The sequence below is a fragment of the Rhodosalinus sp. FB01 genome, assembly GCF_041365715.1.
Taxonomy (GTDB): domain Bacteria; phylum Pseudomonadota; class Alphaproteobacteria; order Rhodobacterales; family Rhodobacteraceae; genus Rhodosalinus.
The window spans coordinates 86,714-104,467 of sequence record NZ_JBGFSH010000010.1; the positions used below are offsets into that span (position 1 = coordinate 86,714).

Here is a 17,754-nt window from a genome sequence, read left to right on the forward strand (position 1 = left end):
GTGTCTAGGCAAGCGCGGAACGATTGGCAACCGCGTCCAGGGCGCAACTATTCAGGAGGGTTTTGCGCCTCTATTTACCAATCCAGGGTTGTTTTTACCTTTCGGTAACAGAATCATTCCTCAATGACCGGCATGAGCGCGACGCGGGATCCTTCCAGCACCACCTTGCCTTCCTCGCGGAAGTTCACGGTGATGCGCCCGCCGATGTTGGATTGCACCTGCCCGATGCCCCAGTCCGGGCGATCCGGGTGGCGTACCAGCATCCCGGGTTCCAGGAGTGCGTTCATGTCCGTCATGTCGTCCGTCCCTTCTGTCCAGACCTGCCATGTCCGAGCCTAGTCACGATCTCGCCGGTCTCATAGGAAGCCGGATCTGCCACGATCTCGTCAGCCCGATCGGCGCCATCGGCAACGGGCTCGAGCTTCTGTCGCTTGCCGCCAGGCCCGACGGCCCCGAAATGGCGCTCATCTCGGAAAGCTGCGCCAGCGCGCAGGCGCGCATCCGTTTCTACCGCCTCGCCTTCGGCACGGGGCCGGGCGAACAGCGCATCGGCGTCCCCGAGGCGCGCGCCCTCGCCGAGGGGTATCTTCATGGCGGGCGGCTTGCGCTCGACTGGGCGACCGGCAGCGATCTTTCGCGGCAGGAACTGCAACTGGGATACCTCGCGCTCCTGTGCCTCGAAAGCGCGATGCCGCTGGGCGGCACCGTCCGAATGGGCCGCGCGGAGGACCGCTGGCGTCTCGACGGCACGGCGCCGCGCCTCCGCGCCGACCCCGCCCTCTGGGACGGGCTCGCAACGCCGCAGGGACCGGGCTGCGTGACGCCGGCCTCGGTGCAGTTCGCCCTGCTCGCGCTGCACGCCAACGGGGCGCAACGGGCGATCGACGTGGAGATCACGGCCGAACGCCTGTGCATGCGGGTCTGACGCGCGCGCCGTCAGGATCGCACCGTTCCGTCGCCGTCCACGAGGTACTTGAAACTCGTGAGCTGCTCCGCCCCCACCGGGCCGCGGGCGTGCAACTTGCCGGTCGCGATGCCGATCTCCGCGCCCATCCCGAACTCGCCCCCGTCGGCGAACTGGGTCGAGGCGTTGCGCATCAGGATCGCGCTGTCGAGCCGTTCGAAGAAGCGCGCCGCCGCGGCGTCGTCCTCGGTCAGGATGCAGTCGGTGTGCTGCGACCCGAAGGCGCGGATATGCGCGATCGCGGCGTCGATGTCGGGCACGACCTTCGCGGCGATGTCCATATCGAGGTATTCGCGGCCCCAATCCTCTTCCGTGGCCGGCAGCGTGCCCTCGATGCGGGCGAGACGTTCGTCGGCATGCACCGTCACACCCGCCTCGACGAGGTTGCGGATCACGCCATGGCCCACGCTGTCGGCCACCGCCTCGTGGATCAGCAGGCACTCCGCCGCGCCGCAGATGCCGGGGCGCCGGGTCTTGGCGTTCCGCACGACCTTGAGCGCCTTCACCGGATCGGCGGCCGCGTCGATGTAGATGTGCACGATCCCTTCCAGATGGGCGAAGACCGGAACGCGCGCCTCGCGCTGGACGAGCCCGACGAGGCCCTTGCCGCCGCGCGGCACGATCACGTCGATATGCCCGGTCATGCCCAGCATCGCGGACACGGCGGCGCGGTCGCGGACAGGCACGAGCTGGATCGCGTCGCGCGGCAGGCCCGCGGCCACGAGGCCCTCCTGAAGGCAGGCGTGGATCGCGCCCGAGGAATGCAGGCTTTCCGACCCCCCGCGCAGGATCACCGCGTTCCCGGCCTTGAGGCAGAGCGCGCCGGCATCGGCGGTCACGTTGGGCCGGCTTTCGTAGATCACCCCGATCACGCCGATCGGCGTGCGCACGCGGCGGATGTGCAGGCCCGAGGGCCGGTCCCATTCCGCCATCACCTGGCCCACCGGGTCGGGCTGGGCGGCCACGGCGCGCAGCCCCGCCGCGATGCCGTCGATCCGCCCCGGGTCCAGCGCGAGGCGGTCCATCATCGCGGGCGAAAGACCCTTTTCGCGGCCGAAATCGAGGTCCTTTGCGTTGGCGGCCAGAAGCTCGGCGCGCGCGGCCTCCAGCGCATCGGCGGCGGCCTCGAGCGCGCGCGTCTTGGCGGCCGGGTCGGCATAGGCCAACTCGGCCGCGGCGGCGCGCGCACGGCGGCCCAGGCCGTCCATCATCGCGGGAATGTCGGGCAGATCCTTCATGGGCGTCCCCTCGCCTGGGAGCGGTCTCGTGCGGTGATCATAACGGCAAGCGTCTCAGAGCGCCATGTCGTCGCGGTGAACGATCGCGGCACGGCCCGGATACCCGAGCGCGGCCTCGATGTCGGATGAGTGCCGCCCGGCGATCGCGCGCGCTTCCTCGGCGGTGTAGCGCGACAGGCCCTGGCCCAGCTTGGCGCCGGCGGCATCGGAAATCGCCACCGGATCGCCGCGCCCGAAGGCGCCGCTGACCGCGGCCACGCCTGCCGGCAGCAGGCTCTTGCCGCGGCTCAAGGCGGCCGCCGCGCCGGCATCGACGCGAATCTCGCCCCGGGGCTTCATCGCCGCGATCCAGCGCTTGCGGGCCGAGGCCGGGTCGGTCTGCGGCGTGAACCAGGTCGCCGACGCGCCCTTTTCAAGCGCAAGCAACGGGTTCTGTCGCATCCCTCGCGTGATCGCCAGGGCGCAGCCCGCCGCCGTCGCGGTGCGCGCGGCCATCAGCTTCGTCTTCATGCCCCCCTTCGACAGGCCGCTTCCCGCATCGCCGGCCATCGCCTCGATCTCGGGCGTGATCGCGTCGATCACGTCGAGCCGCCGCGCCGACGCGTCCACGGCCGGGTTGGCGGTGTAGAACCCGTCGACGTCCGACAGGAGCACGAGCTGGTCCGCCCCCACCGTCACCGCGACCTGCGCGGCGAGCCGGTCGTTGTCGCCATAACGGATCTCGTCCGTGGCCACCGTGTCGTTCTCGTTCACGATGGGCACGACGCCGAGCGCGAGAAGCGTGCCGAGCGTGGCGCGCGAATTGAGATAGCGCCGCCGGTCCGCGCTGTCCTCCAGCGTCACCAGCACCTGCGCGGCGACGAGGCCATGCGGCGCCAGCACCTCCTCGTAGGCGCGCGCAAGCCGGATCTGGCCCACCGCCGCGGCCGCCTGGCTCTGCTCCAGCGGCAGCGACGCGCCGGAAAGGCCCAGCACGCCGCGCCCGAGCGCGATGGACCCCGACGAGACCAGCACGACCTCCGTGCCGCGCGCACGCAGCTGCGCGACGTCCTCGGCCAGGCTTTCCAGCCAGTCATGGCGAAGCCCGCCGCCCGCGCTGTCCACCAAGAGCGCCGAGCCGATCTTCACCACGAGCCGGCTGGCGTCCTTCAGGGCCGCCATGACGGGGGCTCCTCTCCGTCTCCTTCCGCCTCGCGCTCGGCGGCGCGTTCGGCCGCGCGGCCCGCGTCGATCTCTGCGCGGAGCCCGCGCAACACCTCGGTCACGCCCTCGCCGCTCACCGAGGACAGCGCGTGCACGGGACCGCCGCAGGCCGCCTCGAGCTCGGCCATCGCCTCGGCCAGGCTTTCCGGCTCCAGCGCGTCCACCTTGCCGAGCGCGATGACCCGCGGCTTGTCCGCCAGGTGCCCGCCATAGGCCTCGAGCTCGTCGATGATGGTGCGCCAGTCCTCGGCCACCGTCCCGGACGTGCCGTCCACCAGATGCAGCAGCACCGCGCAACGCTCGACATGGCCGAGGAAACGGTCGCCGATGCCGCGCCCCTCATGCGCCCCCTCGATCAGGCCGGGTATGTCCGCGACGACGAATTCGACGCCATCCACGCCGACCACGCCGAGATTGGGGTGCAGCGTGGTGAACGGGTAGTCCGCGATCTTCGGCCGCGCGTTGGAGGTGGTCGCGAGGAAGGTGGACTTGCCCGCGTTGGGCAGCCCCAGAAGCCCCGCGTCGGCGATGAGCTTGAGACGCAGCCAGAGTGTGCGCTCCACCCCCTCCTGCCCCGCGTTGGCGCGCCGCGGCGCCTGGTTGGTGGAGGTCTTGAAGCGCAGGTTGCCCCAGCCGCCATTGCCGCCCTTGGCGAGGAGCACGCGCTCGCCCACCCTGGTCAGGTCGGCGACGACCGTTTCCTGATCGTCCTCGAGGATCTCGGTGCCCACGGGCACCCGCAGCGTCACGCTCGCACCATCCGCGCCGGTGCGCGATTTGCCCATGCCGTGGCGGCCGTTGTCGGCGAAGAAATGCTGCCGGTAGCGGAAGTCGATGAGCGTGTTCAGCCCGTCGACGGCCTCGGCCCAGACATCGCCGCCGCGCCCGCCATCACCGCCATCGGGGCCGCCGTATTCGACGAACTTCTCGCGCCGGAAACTGACGGCACCGGCGCCACCGCTTCCCGAGCGGATGTCCACCTTCGCCAGATCGAGGAACTTCATCGGCTCTGTTCTCCTGCGCCGCATCGCCCTCTAGCGCGGGCGCGCGGACGGCTCAATCCAGTTTGCGGCTGTAGGTCCATGTGGGCACCTTGGCGCCGCGCGCGACCGAATAGGCCTCGGCATCGCCCAGATACGCGAAACCGCAATTCGTCAGCACGCGCGCCGAGGCGGCGTTATCCTGAAAGACCGACGCGAACATCGCCGCCTGTCCCATCGGGTTGGCCTCGACAAGCGCGCGCACAGCCTCGCTGGCAAGCCCGGTGTTCCAGTAGGCCGGCGCCACCCAGTATCCCACCTCGGACTGGTTGCGGTCCATCCGCTTCAGTCCGATCACGCCCATGACTTCGGGGCCGTCGGATTTGGTGGCGTCCATCGCCCAGACATCCTCCTCCCGGTCGGGTCCGAGGGCGCGCGCGATGAAGGCATCGATCGCCCCGGGCGGCAGCGGGTGCGGGATCGAGCGCGTCATGCGCGCGACGCGCAGATCGCCTACGTACAGCTCTATCAGTCCCTGGTCCGACTTTCGAAGCGGCCTGAGATCGAAGCGCGCCGTCTCGATGGCGGGCTGGGTTCGAACACTCTCGATCGTCATGTCACATCTCTCCTCCCGCGACGCCCCCTGAAAACGCGAAGGGGGACCGGCGGCGCCGGTCCCCCTTCTGCATCGGTTCCGAGGCCGGTCTACTCGGCGGCGTCCTGCACGGGCAGGACCGACACGAAGGTGCGGCCCTTGAAGCCCTTGTGGAAGGTCACCTGTCCTTCGAACACCGCAAACAGCGTGTGATCCTTGCCCTGGCCCACGCCTTCGCCCGGCCACCACTTGTTGCCGCGCTGGCGCACGATGATCGAGCCCGGCGTCGCGTGCTGGCCGCCGAAGAGTTTCACGCCAAGCCGACGCCCGGCAGAGTCGCGGCCGTTGCGGGACGAACCGCCTGCCTTCTTGTGTGCCATATCCCGTTACTCCTTTTCTGCGACCAGCGCCTTGGCCTGTTCGATCCAGCCCTCGCGCTCGATCCGGCCCTTGAAGGACAGCTGCTCGTCGATGCGGGCCACGTCCTCTTCCGTCCACGCAGCGATCTGCGCGAAGCTGGTGATCCCGGCCGCGTTGAGTTTTTCGGCAAGTTTCGGGCCGACGCCCGAGAGCTTGCGAAGATCGTCCGCGCCTTCGGCGGCCCCAGCCGCGGGTGCGGCGGCTTGCGGTTTGGCCGTGGCGGCCGGCTTGCCCTTGGGCGCGACCGCCTCGGCCGCGCGCGGGACGGACCCGGCGCCGGTCGCCGCCTTGACGCCCGTGCTTTCGGCGCCCGATGCGAGGATGTCGGTCACCCGCAGGAGCGTGAGGTGCTGCCGGTGGCCCTTGGTGCGCTTGGACGAGTGCTTCCGCCGCCGCCGCACGTAATGGATCACCTTCTCGGCCTTGAACTGGTCGAGCACCTCCGCCTGCACCGCCGCGCCGTCGACGAACGGGGCGCCAAGGCGAACCTCGTCCCCGCCCAGCATCAGGACCTCGTTGAACTGGACCGTTTCGCCCGCCTCGGCGGCGAGCTTTTCCACGCGCAGCGTGTCGCCGGGGGCGACCTTGTACTGCTTACCGCCGGGCTTCAGGACCGCAAACATGGCTTTGACCTTTCCGTTCCGCGCCCTGCGGCCCCCGGGGATCGGTCCGGGCGTTCCGGGTGGGATCGAGATCCACCCGCCTCGGGCAGCGCGCCCCGCGGGGCGTCATGTGAAAATGAGAGGGCACGGCCTTCCGACCGCGCCCGTGAGCCGCGCTTATCGGGGCAAGCCCGCGCGATGTCAAGCCCGCCCGCGCCCGGGAAGCGGCTTCAGAGGTCCTGCATCTCCATCTCCGCGGCAAGCGCGCGGCCCATGGCATAGGAGATCTCGGCGAACATGGCGTCGAACCCCGCGAAAAGCGCCGCGTTGAGCGCCTGTCCCGCCGGCGTACCGGCGGCATCGACATACCGCTCGAGCGCGGCGAGCTCGACTGGCCCGTGGGCCAGCAGCAGAAAGCCCATCAGCCACTCGCGCGTGTCCTGACGCGTCTCTTCCTCCTGCGCCCAGATCATGTCGATCATCTCGGCCTCGGAAATCTCCAGCCCGCCGCCGTCGGCCATGCCGCGATAGAACAGGAACTGCCCGTTGAGCGCCCCGGCCACGTTTGCCTCCACCAGATCGCCCGTCTCCACGAAATCCGCGACGAGCCGGCGCCGCGGGTCCTCCGGCGGGCGCGCCGCGGCGGCGGCGCGGGCCTCGGCCTCGACGGCGGGATCCACCATCGCGCGCCGTGCGCTGACTTCCAGGCCGATGATGCGCTGCGCTTCGGGCGTCTCGAAATAGGCGACCAGGGGCGCCGTGTCCGTGCCCCGGAGCGCGTCCGCGAAGACACGCCGGAGCGTCCCCTCCATCCGTTCGGTGTCGTAGATCCGGTCGAGCGTCGCGCGCCAGGAGCCCGGGATGCGCCCCGGAAGCGACTCCCGGGCGAGCTGCTCGCCATGCGCGACACCTTCCTCGCGCATGATCTCGACGATGTCGGCAAATCCGAGCAGATCGCCGAGCCGTCGGGCATCGTCGGCGCGCACCGCCGCCGGAAGGAGCGCGATCAGAAGGGCGGCGATGGCCAGCGGCCGTAGGAACATGGCGGTACTCCGTGGGATGAAGGCAGGACATCCGGATCCGCAGCCTACGCGCGCGCCTCGCGCTTTCCAAGCGCCACCATTGCCGCGCGCCGGCCAGCGCGGCACGGGGATTCCGGGTTGCACGGGGTCGTTCGACCCGCTACATCCCCGCCCCAGACCCCCGCGGAGAGGTGCCGGAGTGGTCGAACGGGACGGTTTCGAAAACCGTTGACCTCGCAAGGGGTCCCAGGGTTCGAATCCCTGTCTCTCCGCCATATCCCTTTGATTTTTCTGGATACTTTGGACCCAAGGCCGAAGCTGACCGCTGTCATGCCCCTGGAAATTCTTGCTTGCGTGCGCGCAGGCAGATCATCAGGATTTCAGGCCGACCGCCGGGGATTGAGGCGGGCTTTGATCGTTACCGGAGCGCGTGCTGATGCGGATTTTCGGAACGCTGACACTTGTCATGGTTGCGACAGGGCTGCTGGTGTGGGGAGTGCAGCTCGGAAACTATGACAATAATATCTGCCGCGTGGGTCCCTGTCTAAGCCCGCTTCGCCTTGGTCTGGGCGCAGGGGCGGCCTTCGCAGCTTGGACAACATGGCACCATCTTTCTGCCTCTGGGGGGCTCAGCGTGCCTCCAAGAGCGCGAACCGTGTTGATCCGTCTTGCCGCCGTGGGGATTGGCGGCCTTGTCGCCCTCGCGGGGTCGCTGCTTGGTGTGGTCCGGGGCGAAATGGTCATGGGAACGCCAGAGGCCAATGTCTGGTTTGTATCCGGCGGCCTTGTTCTAGGGTTCCTGATCGGCCGCTGGCTATGGCGGCGGGCAAGAACAGCGGACGAATAAGGCGGCAAGAACCGCGCGGGCGCCCTCCGCCGGATCGGGACTCGGTCGGGCATCTCCATCTTCCCGGCAGATCCCCGGCCGCGTGCCGGACCGCCGCGGCGGCACGCGCGCGGCCCGTCGCGGACAGTTGGCGCCGGCCCGCCGTGGAGATAGCGCCAGCCCGGCGCAGGTTCAAAACTCCGCCCACGCGTCGGACGCCGATGCATCCCCGCCGCCCCCGGCGGCGGCGCGCCTCACCGACCTCGGCGGTGCCGCCGCAGGCGCAGGCGCGGCCCGGCGCGCAGGTTCGGCAGGCGCGGCGGGCATGTCGGCGAGCGAGAAGCGCCCGAGCGCCGCCGCGAGGCGCTCGGCCTCGCTCTTGAGCTGGTGGCTGGACGCGGTCGCCTCCTCGATCGCCGCGACATTCTGCTGGGTCACCTGGTCGAGCTGGTTGATGCCCGTATTGATCTCCTGAAGCCCGACCGCCTGCTCGCGCGCGGAGGTCGCAATGTCGGACACGAGATCGGCCACGTTCCCGACACGCGTCACGATCCGCTTCAGCGCCTCGCCGGTGCGGCCGACGAGCTTACCCCCCTGCTCGACCTGCGCGGCGCTTTTCGAGATGAGCGCCTGGATTTCCTGTGCCGAGCCGGAGGCCCGCTGCGCCAGCGCGCGCACTTCGGACGCCACGACGGCGAAGCCCCGCCCCGCCTCGCCGGCGCGGGCGGCCTCGACGCCGGCGTTGAGGGCAAGGAGATTTGTCTGGAACGCGATATCGTCGATCACGCCGATGATCCGGGTCACCTGACGCGAGGACTCCTCGATCTCGTGCATCGCTTCGACAGCGTTCAGCACCACCTCGCCGCTCGATTCGGCCTCGGCGCGCGCTTCGCCGACGGCGTGATCCGCCTCGCCCGCCTTCTCGGCGGCGGATTTCACACTGGCGGTGAGTTCGTCGAGCGCCGCGGCCGATTCCTCCAGCGTCGCGGCCTGCGATTCGGCTCGCCGCGACGACTCGCTCGCCCCTTGCGCCACTTCTTCGGCACTGGCCTTGACGGTCGTCGCACTGAGCCGGACCTGTGCGATGAGCGTCGCCAGCGTTTCCGCGAGGGCATTGAAGTCACGACAGAACTTGCGCGTTTCCTCGTCGAGCTCGGGATCGTCCGCGCCGGCCACCCGAACGTCGAGCGCCCCGTCTGCAAGCGCGACGAGCTTTTCGGCAAGATCGGCCAGAACAGCCGTGCGCCGCTCTTCGAGCGCCCGGCGCGCGGCGCGTTCGCGTTCCGCATCGCCCAGCGTCCGGCCGAGTTCCTCGAGGTTGCGCGCGATGGTTCCGATTGCGTCTCGACGGTCCGCGCCCGCGATTTCCGCATCATGGTCCCCGGACGCGATCCGTTCGATGCCGGCCGCCACACGCTCCACCGAGCGGGTGATCATGCGGCTGATCAGGTAAGCTGCCAAAGATCCCAACGCCATCGCGCAGAGAACGGTGAGCGCCATCACCACGCGCGTGCGCTCGGCCTGCGCCTCGGCCGCGCGCTGCACGTCCTGAACCCGCGCCTGAAGCGCTTCCTGCACCCCGTCGAGCTCCGCCTCGATGCGGCGCGCCTCGGGCTTGAGCGTGTCCTCGAAGATCTTGATGCGCGTCATGCTGTTGGCGATCTCCGCCCGCTCGAACGCGTCGCCATAGGACTCGAAGGCCGCCGCGAGACGGTCGACCTCGGTCGCGAGCGCGGCGTCGCGGGCATCGGGGGGAACGGCCGCGCCGAACATCTCACGCACGCGCCCCCGCGCCTCGACGACCTCGGCGCGATTCGACCGCACCTGAGCCACCATGTCCGTCTCGCCGTTGTGGAAGGCGAGCGCGCCCAGATGCGCCTGCACGATGTCTTCCTTCATGTTGGAGACGAATTCAGACTGCGCCGCCAGCGACGTGGCGAGGCGGAGGTCGGCCGATGTCTGGTGAAGCTTGAGAAAGGACATGCCCGCCACGGCCAGCGTGACGAATGTCAGAATGGCCGCGAGGCCGAAGATCTGCTCGCCCAGCCCGAATTTGCGCATCGGTATCTCCTCAGACAATGTTGGCAAGCGCAACGGCGCGCTTTGCAGGACCATTGCCGATCGCGTCTGAAGAGCAGGTAAACACCGGAGAGACATCGCGTTTGCAGGTCTTAACCGGGCATTCATCAGAGCGTGTCAGGACGGCCGAAACACGGTTCCGAAGGTACCCCATGACCGATCCCGCCGCCGCGAAGGCAGACACAGAGGTCCTTGCACAGTTGCACCTGCGGCTCGCGGCAGAGCTCGAGCGGCTGGCCACGCTGGCCGCGTCTATCGACGGGGCCTTCGCCCCCCGCACGGCAAGGTCGGCTTTGCGCAGCGAATCGCTGCAGGACCTCGACCGGCTTCGTCAGCACTGCGCGGATATCGCCGTGTTCCAGACACGCCTGGCAGCAGCGTTGCCGAAAGGGGCGCCGCTTGCTGCCGAAACGCTCGCGGATGGATTGCAGTTGCGCGACGTGGCCGATCGGCTGACGGGCCGCGCGACAGGCGCGCGCAGGACTACGCAGACGCCGGGCGAGGTGGACCTTTTCTAGCGCTCCGGCGCCCACCGATGATCCAGCTTCCAGAAACCGTCGCGCCTAGAGAAGGTCCAGATCGCCGGGACCGGGTCCCGCCAGCGGCGCACGGCATGCCGGACGCGGTTCCGGGTCGGGCGCGAACGCCGCCGGCAGCACCATCTGCTGCGCGATACCGCTTCGCGGCCAGTAGCGAAGCTTTCGGGCGCGTGTGCCGCCCACGTCGTATCCGACGCAGCGAATGCCTTCGTTACGCAGGAACCAGAACGCGAATTCGGCATTCGCATCGCCGATACCCAGGCGGGACCCGGTGGTGTTGGCGCCGCCGAACACCTTGGCCTCCAGCCGGTGCAGTGCGCCGCCGGACTTGAGGATCGCGTTGATCAGCAGTTCCATCGCGTTGATGCCGTAGCGCGTCTCCTTGCCGCCGGGCACCGTGTCGTGCGGCAAGAGGAAATGGTTCATGCCGCCCACGCCGGCCACGCGGTCGGTCAGGCAGGTCGCGATGCAGGAGCCGAGCACGGTGACGAAAACGTCGTCCGGCCCATCCGCCACGCGAAATTCGCCCTGGATCACGTGCTGCGTGTTCATTCGGCCTCCCCACGCCGAAGCTGGCCTTCGCGCGGCGGCCCGGCCGCGAGAGCGCGAAGCGCGGCGGGAATCCGCACGGGCGGAAGCGAAAGTTCCACGGCGCCAAGGTCCATCGCGGCGCGTGGCATCCCGTAGACGGTGCAGCTTTCCTCGGATTGCGCGATGGTGCGCCCGCCTGCCGCGCGGATCGCGGCGAGCCCGGCCGCGCCGTCTCGTCCCATTCCGGTAAGAAGGACGCCCACCGCCCGTCGCCCGTGACGGGCGGCCGACTGGAACAGAACGTCCACCGAAGGGCGGTGGCCCGCGCATGGCGGCCCTTCGACCAGCCGGCACCGGCGGCCGCTGGGGTCGATGGCAAGATGACGATCACCGCCCGGCGCGAAGAGGATGCTCCCCGGCTTGAGCTCCATCCCGTCTTTGGCCTCGCGCACGGACCCCGCGCAGTGGCGGGCGAGGCGCGTGGCGAGGCCGCCCGCGAACCGGCCGGGAATGTGCTGGACCACCAGCGTTGGCGGCGCATCCCTCGGCAGCAAAGGCAGGATGGCCTCGAGCGCCGCGATGCCTCCGGTAGACGCGCCGATACAGACCAGCAACCCGCCTTCGGGTCGGGCGTTCACAGCGGCCCCGTCACGCGCTCGATGCAGGCGCGCATCTGCGGGGTCGTGAAGGGTTTCGGCAAGTAGTTGTTCATGCCGAGCTGCTGACCCTTCACGAGAAGCTCCCGGTCGGCACGACCGGTGATCAGGATGAACCCGATGCGCTGCGTCACCTTGTTCTTGCGCAGCGCCTCCAGAAGCGCGAGCCCGTCCATCCCCGGCATGTTGTAATCGGAGATAACCAGATGAACCGGCCGCGCAACGAGTCGTTTCAGCGCGCTCTCGCCGTCCTTCTCAGTTTGGTAGTTCGTGATGCCGAGTTCATCCATGGCCTGCGTGATGAGCCCGCGGCTCGTGGACATGTCGTCCACGATCATGACGTGCAGGTTGTTCTTGACGCCCATCGCGGCGGGCTCCTTCAGTTGCGGGTCTGGTCGGGCTGCGGGGTGTCGGCCGCAAGGTCGGTTCGGACATAGCCGGGCCCGTCGAGCCGGTAGAAGGCGCGCGCCCGCTCCGAAAGACGCTCGGAATGACCGATGTAAAGCCGATCGCCCGCGCGTTTCTGTATCGCGGCGAAGCGTCGCCAGAGACGGTCCTGCGTCTCCGCGTCGAAGTAGATGACGACGTTTCGGCACAGGATCACGTCGAAGCCCCCGTGAAACGGCCATGCATCGAGGAGGTTCAGCACACCGAAACGCACGAGCCGTCGCGGAGCGTCGGTGACACGCATGTCTCCGGTTTGCGCGTCGCGCTCGAAATGGGCGCCGCGCATCGCCGGGTCGAGGGGCGCAAGGGCTGCCTCCGGGTAGATGCCGGCCTCGGCGCGCGCAATCGCGGTGCGATCGAGGTCCGTGGCGAGAATTCGGATATCGAGCGCATACGCGTCGGGACTGGCCGCGAGCACCGCGAAGGCGAGGGTGTAGGGTTCCTCCCCCGTGGCGCAGCCCGCCGACCAGAGCCTGACCCGCGCGCCACGGCGGGCCCGCGCGACAAGTTCCGGCAAGACCGATCGGGCAAGATGATCGAAATGATGCGCCTCGCGATGGAAGCGCGTGACGTTCGTGGTGATCGCCGAGATCAGTTCGGCCGGCTCCGCCGGGTCGGCGCGCGACTCCAGCAGCCGACGGTATTCGGAGAACCCCGCCAGCCCGAGCGCCTTGAGCCGCTTGTAGAGGCGCGACTGCAGCAGGGCACGCTTCGCCGGCGGCAGGCAGATGCCGGTTTCCCGGTGAATGAGCGCGGCGAGGGCGACGAAATCCGCGTCCGAAAGCTCTGCCTGACCGGCAATCGGGGTGACGACCGCGCGCGTCATAGCATCACGTCCTCGAGCGGTTTCTCGGCTGCCGGCAGCACGCGGGAGAGGCCGAGCGCGCGGATGAGCGCGTCCTCGACGGTAAAGACACCCTCGACGAAACCGTTTCCACCCCCGCCGGCCACCTCCGGCGTCGGGCGCAAACCCTCCGCCTCGACCGTGATGATGTCGGAGACCGCCTCGACGAGCAGGCCGACCGTCCCGCCGCCCAGGTTGGCGATCACGATCACGTGGCGTTCGGTCGGCTCGGTGCGGCCAAGGCCAAGCCGGAGGGCGAGGTCGATGACCGGGATCACGTTGCCGCGCAGGTTCATCACGCCGGTGACGAAGTCCGGTGCGCGCGGCAAGAGCGTCGTCGGCGTCCATCCGCGAATTTCACGCACGAGGCCGATATCGATGCAGAAATCCTGACCGGCCGCGCGGAAAGACACGATCTCGCGGTGAAGCTGGATGCTCTCTACGGCGGGTTCTGGGGCAACGTGTTCCATGTCAGCAGGCTCCGAAGGCTCTGGGAAGGGACTCGGCGTCGCGCTGGCCGCGTTCTGGCTTGGCGACCTCGTCCACGTCGATGATCAGGGCGATGCGTCCGTCGCCAAGGATCGTGGCCGCGGCGATGCCCGGAACCTGTCCGTAGTTCTCCGTCAGCCCCTTGATGACGACCTCGCGCTGTCCGAGGATGCGATCCACGGCGATCGCCACGCGCTGACCCGAGAAACTTTCGACAAGAAGGATGGCGGTTCCGGCGGGTTCCTCCGGCGGCAGGCGATAGCCGAGCGCGGCGCCGAGGTCGAAGAGCGGGATCAGCGCGCCACGCATGGAGAGGACCGGCCCCCCCGCGCCGAGACGATGAACCGCCGCGTCGTTCGCGCGAAGCGTCTCGCGCAGCGCCGTCGACGGGACGACAAGGGTTTCGCCGGCCACCTCCACGAGCATGCCCTCGACCACGGCGAGCGTCAGCGGCAGGCTGACCGTGACCGTGGTGCCCCGGCCCGGAGCCGATCGCAGGCTCACCCGTCCGCCGAGCGCATGGATCTCGGTGCGCACCACGTCCATGCCGACGCCACGACCGGAAAGGCTGGAAACGGCGCCGGCGGTGGAAAATCCTGGTTCGAAGACGAGGTTCAGCGTTTCCTGCTCGCTGAGGTCCGCGTCGGGCGCGACGAGCCCGCGTTCCACCGCCTTGGCATGCACACGGGCCGGGTCTATGCCGGCGCCGTCGTCGGAAATCTCGATCACGACGAGGCCGGAGCGATGTGCCGCGGAAAGCTGAACGGTACCCTGGCGGGGTTTGCCCGCCGCCTCGCGCGTCTCGGGCGGTTCGATCCCATGGTCCACGGCGTTCCGCAGCATGTGAGTCAGTGGATCGGCAAGGCGCTCGATCACGGTCTTGTCGACCTCCGTCGCCTCTCCCTCGGTGACGAGCCGGACGTCGCGATCGACCGCGGCGGCCGCCTCCCGGACGATCCGGCCCATGCGCTGGAACAGCGGTTTCACCGACTGGGCGCGGATCGCCATGATCCGCTCCTGCAATTCGGTGGACAACTGCTTGAGCTGGCCGAGCGACGCCACCACCGCCGGATCCTGGCGCGCGTCCGCCCCGACGAGGGACTGGCTGAGCATGGCCTCGGCAATGACGAGTTCCCCGACCAGGTTGATGAGCCGGTCCACCCGCTCGAGATCCACGCGGATCGAGCGGCGCTGGTCGGGTGCGGCGGCGCGTGGCGCGCCATCCGACCGCACGGCGGGCCCGGCCTCGCCATTCGTCGCGACCGGAGAAGGTGCCGGAGCGTCCGGCGCGACGGGCTCTGCGGGCTCGGCCCCGAACGTGAGGCCCGCGTCCTCGGCCACGAATTCGAAGATCTCCTCCACATCGGCGCGCGCCACCGGAACCTCGAAACGCACACGCCAGGAGAGGTAGCCCGCGTCCCATTCCGCTTCGTCCCAGGCCGGTAGCCGGTCGAGTTCGGCCTCGCACGACAAGGGCGCGAGATCGGCAAGCGCGCGCAGAAGCGGCACCGGGTCATTGCCGGAGGCGTAAAGCGCCCGAGTCGGCGCGAAACGCAGCTCGGTCACCGCGTCGGGATCCTGCGGACCCGCGTCCGGCGCGTCGTCGAGAAGGTCGAGCGTCAGCGCGGTGGGCGTGAAGCCCGCATCGTCTGCCTCCGTTTCCGCCCCTGTCGTCCCGGCCACGGGTGCCGGCGGCACGGCCGCACCCGTCCCCGATCCCGCGGCGGTCAACTCGGCGAGAAGTGCCTGGTGCTCCGCGGATGACGCGTCGGCCGGGGTTCCCGAGCGCTCGGCCTCCACAAGGTCGAAAAGACGATCGCCCGCGCGGAAAAGCAGCGGCGCGACCGCGGCACTGTCGGCCACGCGACCGTTCCTCATGTCGTCCAGAACATTCTCGAGCGCGTGGGCGAAGCCCACCAGCGTGTCGAAGCCGAAGGCCCCGGCACCGCCCGTGATCGAGTGCACGGCGCGGAAGACCGCGTTCACCGTCTCGGCGTCGGCCTCCTCAGCCTCCATGCGCTGGAAGCCGTCGGACATGACCTCGAGAAGATCCTCGCACTCCTGGAAGAAGGTATCGCGAAGGGAGTCGCGCGCCGCCATTCTACACCTGCCTCGCCGCGACGCGGCGGATGGCCGAGACGAGCTTCGCCTCGTCGAAGGGCTTGACGATCCAGCCGGTGGCACCGGCGCGCCGGGCGCGCTCCTTCAGTTCCTGCGCGCTTTCCGTGGTCAGCACGAGAATCGGCAGTCCCCGGTGCCGCCGGTCGGCGCGCACCGCATCGATGAAGCCGAAGCCATCCAGCCTGGGCATGTTGATGTCGGTGATCACGAGATCGGGCTGGACCTCTTCGAGCTTGCGCAGCCCATCCTCTCCGTCTTCGGCGAGGTGGGCTTCGAAACCGGCCTCGGCGAGGGCGTCCTCCAGCATGCTGCGCATGGTGCGGGAATCGTCAACGGCAAGAACTTTCAGTGACATGCAGGCTGATCCTCACCTCTGTCGGAGCCCAGAACGCGCGCGAGGTCGAGAAGCGCCAGCGCCTCTTCGAGCGCCTCGGACCTGTCCGTGAGGCCGAACGCGAGCCCGTCCTCGCGCCACTGGCGCGCAGCGATCACGAGAAGCTGGAGGCACAGGCCGCCCGCCTGTTGCACCGCGGCGCCATCGAGTTGCACGGGAATGCCGCGCAGGTGTTCCAACGCCTCCGACAGCTCTTCGGCGGCGGTCGGATCCATCCGCGCAGGCAGTGCGAGCCGGCGCGGCGGCGGGGGGGCGATGGCGGTGTCTTCCACGCGATCCTCCTTTCCATGGCCGGGGTGTCGGCCCCGGGGCACGGCGTCACGCCGACCCGGGAACAAGCGCTACAGCCAAAGGCTTAAGACAAGGTTGCGCGGGATCGGGCGCCGGCGACGCGCATGGGGAGACCACGGGGCCAGAAAGCCGGGAAAGCCCCCGCGAGGGGCGGGCGGGCGCGGGGCCAGCCGACCCGCCTTCAGCGCACGAGCCGAAGTTCGGCGCAAAGCCCCCCGAGACGCTCGCTTTCGCCCAGGTGCAGGCTGCCGCCATGGGCGCGGGCCACGTCCGCCGCGATGGCAAGGCCAAGCCCCACACCGGTGCCGCGATCCTGGTTCCGCGCCGGGTCGAGCCTGGCGAAGGGTTTCAGCGCCTCCGCGCGGAGCTCGCCCGGGATGCCCGGCCCGTCGTCCTCCACGGAGAAGACGAGCGCACCGGGCGACGACCGCACCGACACCTCGGCCCGCGTGCCGTACCGCACGGCGTTGCCGATCAGGTTCTCGAGCGCCCGCCGCACCGCCACCGGGCGCAGATGCACGGTCTCGGGCGCGTCCACGACGGCCACGGTCACGTCCTTGCCCGCGCGCTGCGCGTCCTCGGCCACGCACCGCAAGAGCGCGCCCGGGTCCACGGGCTCCGGCTCCGCCGCGCCCGCATCGCCCCCCGCGAAGCTCAGGAATTCGTCGAGCAGGCGCTGCATCTCTTCCACGTCGCGCTCGAGCGGCATCCTGTCGGCATCGTCCAGCATGGAGAGCCCGAGCTTCAGCCGCGTGAGCGGCGTTCGCAGGTCGTGGCTGACGCCGGACAGCATCAGCGTGCGCTGCTCGATATGGCGCTCGATCCGCGCCCGCATGTCGAGAAAGGCGCGACCGGCCGCGCGCACCTCCTCGGCGCCCGAGGGGTGGTAGGGAACGTGCCGGCCGAGGCCGAACGCCTTCGCGGCATGGGCGAGCCGGGTGATCGGGCGCAGCTGGTTGCGCAGGTAGATGAAGGCGATGACCGTCATCAGCACGCCGAAGAACACCATGTTCACCAGAAGCTGATGCGGGTTCGAGGCCGAAAGCCGCACCCGCCGGAAATCGAGCCGCACCGGCCCGGCGGCACTCTCCGCGTAGAACGCGACCTCGCGATTGTCGGGCAGGACGAGCGCGCGGTACCCCGGCAGGCGCTCCTTCAGCGTGCGGATCACCACGAGGCCCGAGAAATCGAACCAGCGGCGCAGGGCGGTGTCCGGCACGGCCGCGGCATCGACCGGCCGAAGCGTGTATTCGAGCGTCTGCGCGAGGTCCTGCACCTCGGCCATCCCCCCGGTCTCCAGCCGCTCGAGCAGGAGGTCGATCTCGAGCGCGACGCTGCGCGTCATCTGCTCGGTCACGCCCTCGAAGTGACGCTGGATGAACACCACCGAGACCACGAGTTGCAAGGTGACCACGGGCAGAACGAGGATGAGCGCGGCACGCCCGTAAATGCCGCGCGGGACGTAGCGTTTGAGCCAGCCGAAGATCATGCCTAAACCTAGACCTGCCCCGCG

At 69.4% G+C, this 17,754-nt stretch carries 20 protein-coding genes and 1 tRNA gene; 3 read left to right on the forward strand and 18 right to left on the reverse strand.

The genetic code is table 11. The annotated features are described in order from the left end of the window. Positions 1-113: 113 nt before the first annotated feature. A complete protein-coding gene (locus tag AB6A65_RS13930; protein WP_371038996.1) occupies positions 114-296 on the reverse strand; it encodes a DUF3553 domain-containing protein in 183 nt (60 codons plus the stop codon). A gap of 29 nt (positions 297-325) precedes the next feature. On the opposite strand from AB6A65_RS13930, the gene AB6A65_RS13935 reads away from it, so the two are divergent. Further along, positions 326-925, forward strand: a complete 600-nt coding sequence (locus AB6A65_RS13935; protein WP_371038997.1) for a histidine phosphotransferase family protein — start codon at positions 326-328, stop codon at positions 923-925. Positions 926-936: 11 nt separating this feature from the next. On the opposite strand, the gene AB6A65_RS13940 is transcribed toward AB6A65_RS13935, so the two are convergent. The 7 genes from AB6A65_RS13940 to AB6A65_RS13970 form a co-directional block, all read right to left on the reverse strand. Beyond that, a complete protein-coding gene (locus tag AB6A65_RS13940; protein WP_371038998.1) occupies positions 937-2,202 on the reverse strand; it encodes a glutamate-5-semialdehyde dehydrogenase in 1,266 nt (421 codons plus the stop codon). Positions 2,203-2,256: 54 nt separating this feature from the next. Further along, positions 2,257-3,363 (reverse strand): glutamate 5-kinase, encoded by a 1,107-nt coding sequence (gene proB, locus AB6A65_RS13945; protein WP_371038999.1) that lies wholly within the window; start codon positions 3,361-3,363, stop codon positions 2,257-2,259. After that, entirely contained in the window at positions 3,351-4,409 is a 1,059-nt protein-coding gene (obgE, locus tag AB6A65_RS13950) for a GTPase ObgE (RefSeq protein WP_371039000.1), read from the reverse strand. The genes proB and obgE overlap by 13 nt, the downstream gene beginning before the upstream one ends. A gap of 52 nt (positions 4,410-4,461) precedes the next feature. Beyond that, a complete protein-coding gene (locus tag AB6A65_RS13955; protein ID WP_371039001.1) occupies positions 4,462-5,001 on the reverse strand; it encodes a GNAT family N-acetyltransferase in 540 nt (179 codons plus the stop codon). An 89-nt stretch (positions 5,002-5,090) separates the two neighbouring features. Beyond that, the gene (gene rpmA / locus AB6A65_RS13960) at positions 5,091-5,360 is read right to left on the reverse strand and encodes a 50S ribosomal protein L27 (protein ID WP_371039002.1); all 270 of its coding nucleotides are present in this window, start codon (positions 5,358-5,360) and stop codon (positions 5,091-5,093) included. A gap of 6 nt (positions 5,361-5,366) precedes the next feature. After that, complete coding sequence (locus AB6A65_RS13965; RefSeq protein WP_371039003.1) at positions 5,367-6,023, reverse strand: 50S ribosomal protein L21; 657 nt, start codon at positions 6,021-6,023, stop codon at positions 5,367-5,369. A 209-nt stretch (positions 6,024-6,232) separates the two neighbouring features. Beyond that, entirely contained in the window at positions 6,233-7,045 is an 813-nt protein-coding gene (locus AB6A65_RS13970) for a hypothetical protein (protein WP_371039004.1), read from the reverse strand. A 164-nt stretch (positions 7,046-7,209) separates the two neighbouring features. Between AB6A65_RS13970 and AB6A65_RS13975 the strand changes: the two genes are divergently transcribed. Beyond that, positions 7,210-7,299 (forward strand) — tRNA-Ser (locus AB6A65_RS13975). 743 nt (positions 7,300-8,042) lie between these two features. On the opposite strand, the gene AB6A65_RS13980 is transcribed toward AB6A65_RS13975, so the two are convergent. After that, positions 8,043-9,911 carry a methyl-accepting chemotaxis protein gene (locus AB6A65_RS13980; RefSeq protein WP_371039005.1) on the reverse strand — a complete coding sequence of 623 codons (1,869 nt, stop codon included), beginning with the start codon at positions 9,909-9,911 and terminating at the stop codon, positions 8,043-8,045. A 170-nt stretch (positions 9,912-10,081) separates the two neighbouring features. Here AB6A65_RS13980 and AB6A65_RS13985 point away from each other — a divergent pair, with 170 nt between their 5' ends. After that, positions 10,082-10,447: a hypothetical protein gene (locus AB6A65_RS13985; protein WP_371039006.1), complete on the forward strand. Its 366-nt coding sequence runs from the start codon at positions 10,082-10,084 to the stop codon at positions 10,445-10,447. Between the two features lie 45 nt (positions 10,448-10,492). Here the strand turns inward: AB6A65_RS13985 and AB6A65_RS13990 are convergent, their stop codons facing one another. The 9 genes from AB6A65_RS13990 to AB6A65_RS14030 form a co-directional block, all read right to left on the reverse strand. Further along, the gene (locus AB6A65_RS13990) at positions 10,493-11,020 is read right to left on the reverse strand and encodes a chemotaxis protein CheD (protein WP_371039007.1); all 528 of its coding nucleotides are present in this window, start codon (positions 11,018-11,020) and stop codon (positions 10,493-10,495) included. Next, positions 11,017-11,637, reverse strand: a complete 621-nt coding sequence (locus AB6A65_RS13995) for a CheB methylesterase domain-containing protein (RefSeq protein ID WP_371039008.1) — start codon at positions 11,635-11,637, stop codon at positions 11,017-11,019. Before AB6A65_RS13995 ends, AB6A65_RS13990 begins: the two co-directional genes overlap by 4 nt. Further along, positions 11,634-12,020, reverse strand: a complete 387-nt coding sequence (locus AB6A65_RS14000; protein WP_371039009.1) for a response regulator — start codon at positions 12,018-12,020, stop codon at positions 11,634-11,636. Before AB6A65_RS14000 ends, AB6A65_RS13995 begins: the two co-directional genes overlap by 4 nt. Before the next feature lie 14 nt (positions 12,021-12,034). Further along, positions 12,035-12,928, reverse strand: a complete 894-nt coding sequence (locus AB6A65_RS14005; RefSeq protein WP_371039010.1) for a protein-glutamate O-methyltransferase CheR — start codon at positions 12,926-12,928, stop codon at positions 12,035-12,037. Then, the gene (locus tag AB6A65_RS14010) at positions 12,925-13,416 is read right to left on the reverse strand and encodes a chemotaxis protein CheW (RefSeq protein WP_371039011.1); all 492 of its coding nucleotides are present in this window, start codon (positions 13,414-13,416) and stop codon (positions 12,925-12,927) included. The genes AB6A65_RS14005 and AB6A65_RS14010 overlap by 4 nt, the downstream gene beginning before the upstream one ends. Position 13,417: 1 nt before the next feature. Further along, positions 13,418-15,535, reverse strand: a complete 2,118-nt coding sequence (locus AB6A65_RS14015; RefSeq protein ID WP_371039012.1) for a chemotaxis protein CheA — start codon at positions 15,533-15,535, stop codon at positions 13,418-13,420. Between the two features lies 1 nt (position 15,536). After that, positions 15,537-15,911: a response regulator gene (locus tag AB6A65_RS14020; RefSeq protein WP_371039013.1), complete on the reverse strand. Its 375-nt coding sequence runs from the start codon at positions 15,909-15,911 to the stop codon at positions 15,537-15,539. After that, positions 15,902-16,222: an STAS domain-containing protein gene (locus AB6A65_RS14025; RefSeq protein ID WP_371039014.1), complete on the reverse strand. Its 321-nt coding sequence runs from the start codon at positions 16,220-16,222 to the stop codon at positions 15,902-15,904. The genes AB6A65_RS14020 and AB6A65_RS14025 overlap by 10 nt, the downstream gene beginning before the upstream one ends. A gap of 200 nt (positions 16,223-16,422) precedes the next feature. Continuing rightward, positions 16,423-17,730, reverse strand: coding sequence for an ATP-binding protein (locus AB6A65_RS14030; protein WP_371039015.1), 1,308 nt, complete (start codon positions 17,728-17,730; stop codon positions 16,423-16,425). Positions 17,731-17,754: the final 24 nt, after the last annotated feature.

What these genes read in the sequence shown, in the direction of transcription:
- AB6A65_RS13940 (WP_371038998.1), bottom strand. Translation starts at nt 2,202, where the DNA reads ATGAAGGATCTGCCCGACATTCCCGCGATGATGGACGGCCTGGGCCGC.
- AB6A65_RS13985 (WP_371039006.1), top strand. Translation starts at nt 10,082, where the DNA reads ATGACCGATCCCGCCGCCGCGAAGGCAGACACAGAGGTCCTTGCACAG.
- AB6A65_RS14005 (WP_371039010.1), bottom strand. Translation starts at nt 12,928, where the DNA reads ATGACGCGCGCGGTCGTCACCCCGATTGCCGGTCAGGCAGAGCTTTCG.
- AB6A65_RS14030 (WP_371039015.1), bottom strand. Translation starts at nt 17,730, where the DNA reads ATGATCTTCGGCTGGCTCAAACGCTACGTCCCGCGCGGCATTTACGGG.
- AB6A65_RS13970 (WP_371039004.1), bottom strand. Translation starts at nt 7,045, where the DNA reads ATGTTCCTACGGCCGCTGGCCATCGCCGCCCTTCTGATCGCGCTCCTT.
- proB (WP_371038999.1), bottom strand. Translation starts at nt 3,363, where the DNA reads ATGGCGGCCCTGAAGGACGCCAGCCGGCTCGTGGTGAAGATCGGCTCG.
- AB6A65_RS13955 (WP_371039001.1), bottom strand. Translation starts at nt 5,001, where the DNA reads ATGACGATCGAGAGTGTTCGAACCCAGCCCGCCATCGAGACGGCGCGC.
- AB6A65_RS14000 (WP_371039009.1), bottom strand. Translation starts at nt 12,020, where the DNA reads ATGGGCGTCAAGAACAACCTGCACGTCATGATCGTGGACGACATGTCC.
- AB6A65_RS13935 (WP_371038997.1), top strand. Translation starts at nt 326, where the DNA reads ATGTCCGAGCCTAGTCACGATCTCGCCGGTCTCATAGGAAGCCGGATC.
- AB6A65_RS14010 (WP_371039011.1), bottom strand. Translation starts at nt 13,416, where the DNA reads ATGGAACACGTTGCCCCAGAACCCGCCGTAGAGAGCATCCAGCTTCAC.
- AB6A65_RS14020 (WP_371039013.1), bottom strand. Translation starts at nt 15,911, where the DNA reads ATGTCACTGAAAGTTCTTGCCGTTGACGATTCCCGCACCATGCGCAGC.
- rpmA (WP_371039002.1), bottom strand. Translation starts at nt 5,360, where the DNA reads ATGGCACACAAGAAGGCAGGCGGTTCGTCCCGCAACGGCCGCGACTCT.
- AB6A65_RS13990 (WP_371039007.1), bottom strand. Translation starts at nt 11,020, where the DNA reads ATGAACACGCAGCACGTGATCCAGGGCGAATTTCGCGTGGCGGATGGG.
- obgE (WP_371039000.1), bottom strand. Translation starts at nt 4,409, where the DNA reads ATGAAGTTCCTCGATCTGGCGAAGGTGGACATCCGCTCGGGAAGCGGT.
- AB6A65_RS13930 (WP_371038996.1), bottom strand. Translation starts at nt 296, where the DNA reads ATGACGGACATGAACGCACTCCTGGAACCCGGGATGCTGGTACGCCAC.
- AB6A65_RS13980 (WP_371039005.1), bottom strand. Translation starts at nt 9,911, where the DNA reads ATGCGCAAATTCGGGCTGGGCGAGCAGATCTTCGGCCTCGCGGCCATT.
- AB6A65_RS14015 (WP_371039012.1), bottom strand. Translation starts at nt 15,535, where the DNA reads ATGGCGGCGCGCGACTCCCTTCGCGATACCTTCTTCCAGGAGTGCGAG.
- AB6A65_RS13965 (WP_371039003.1), bottom strand. Translation starts at nt 6,023, where the DNA reads ATGTTTGCGGTCCTGAAGCCCGGCGGTAAGCAGTACAAGGTCGCCCCC.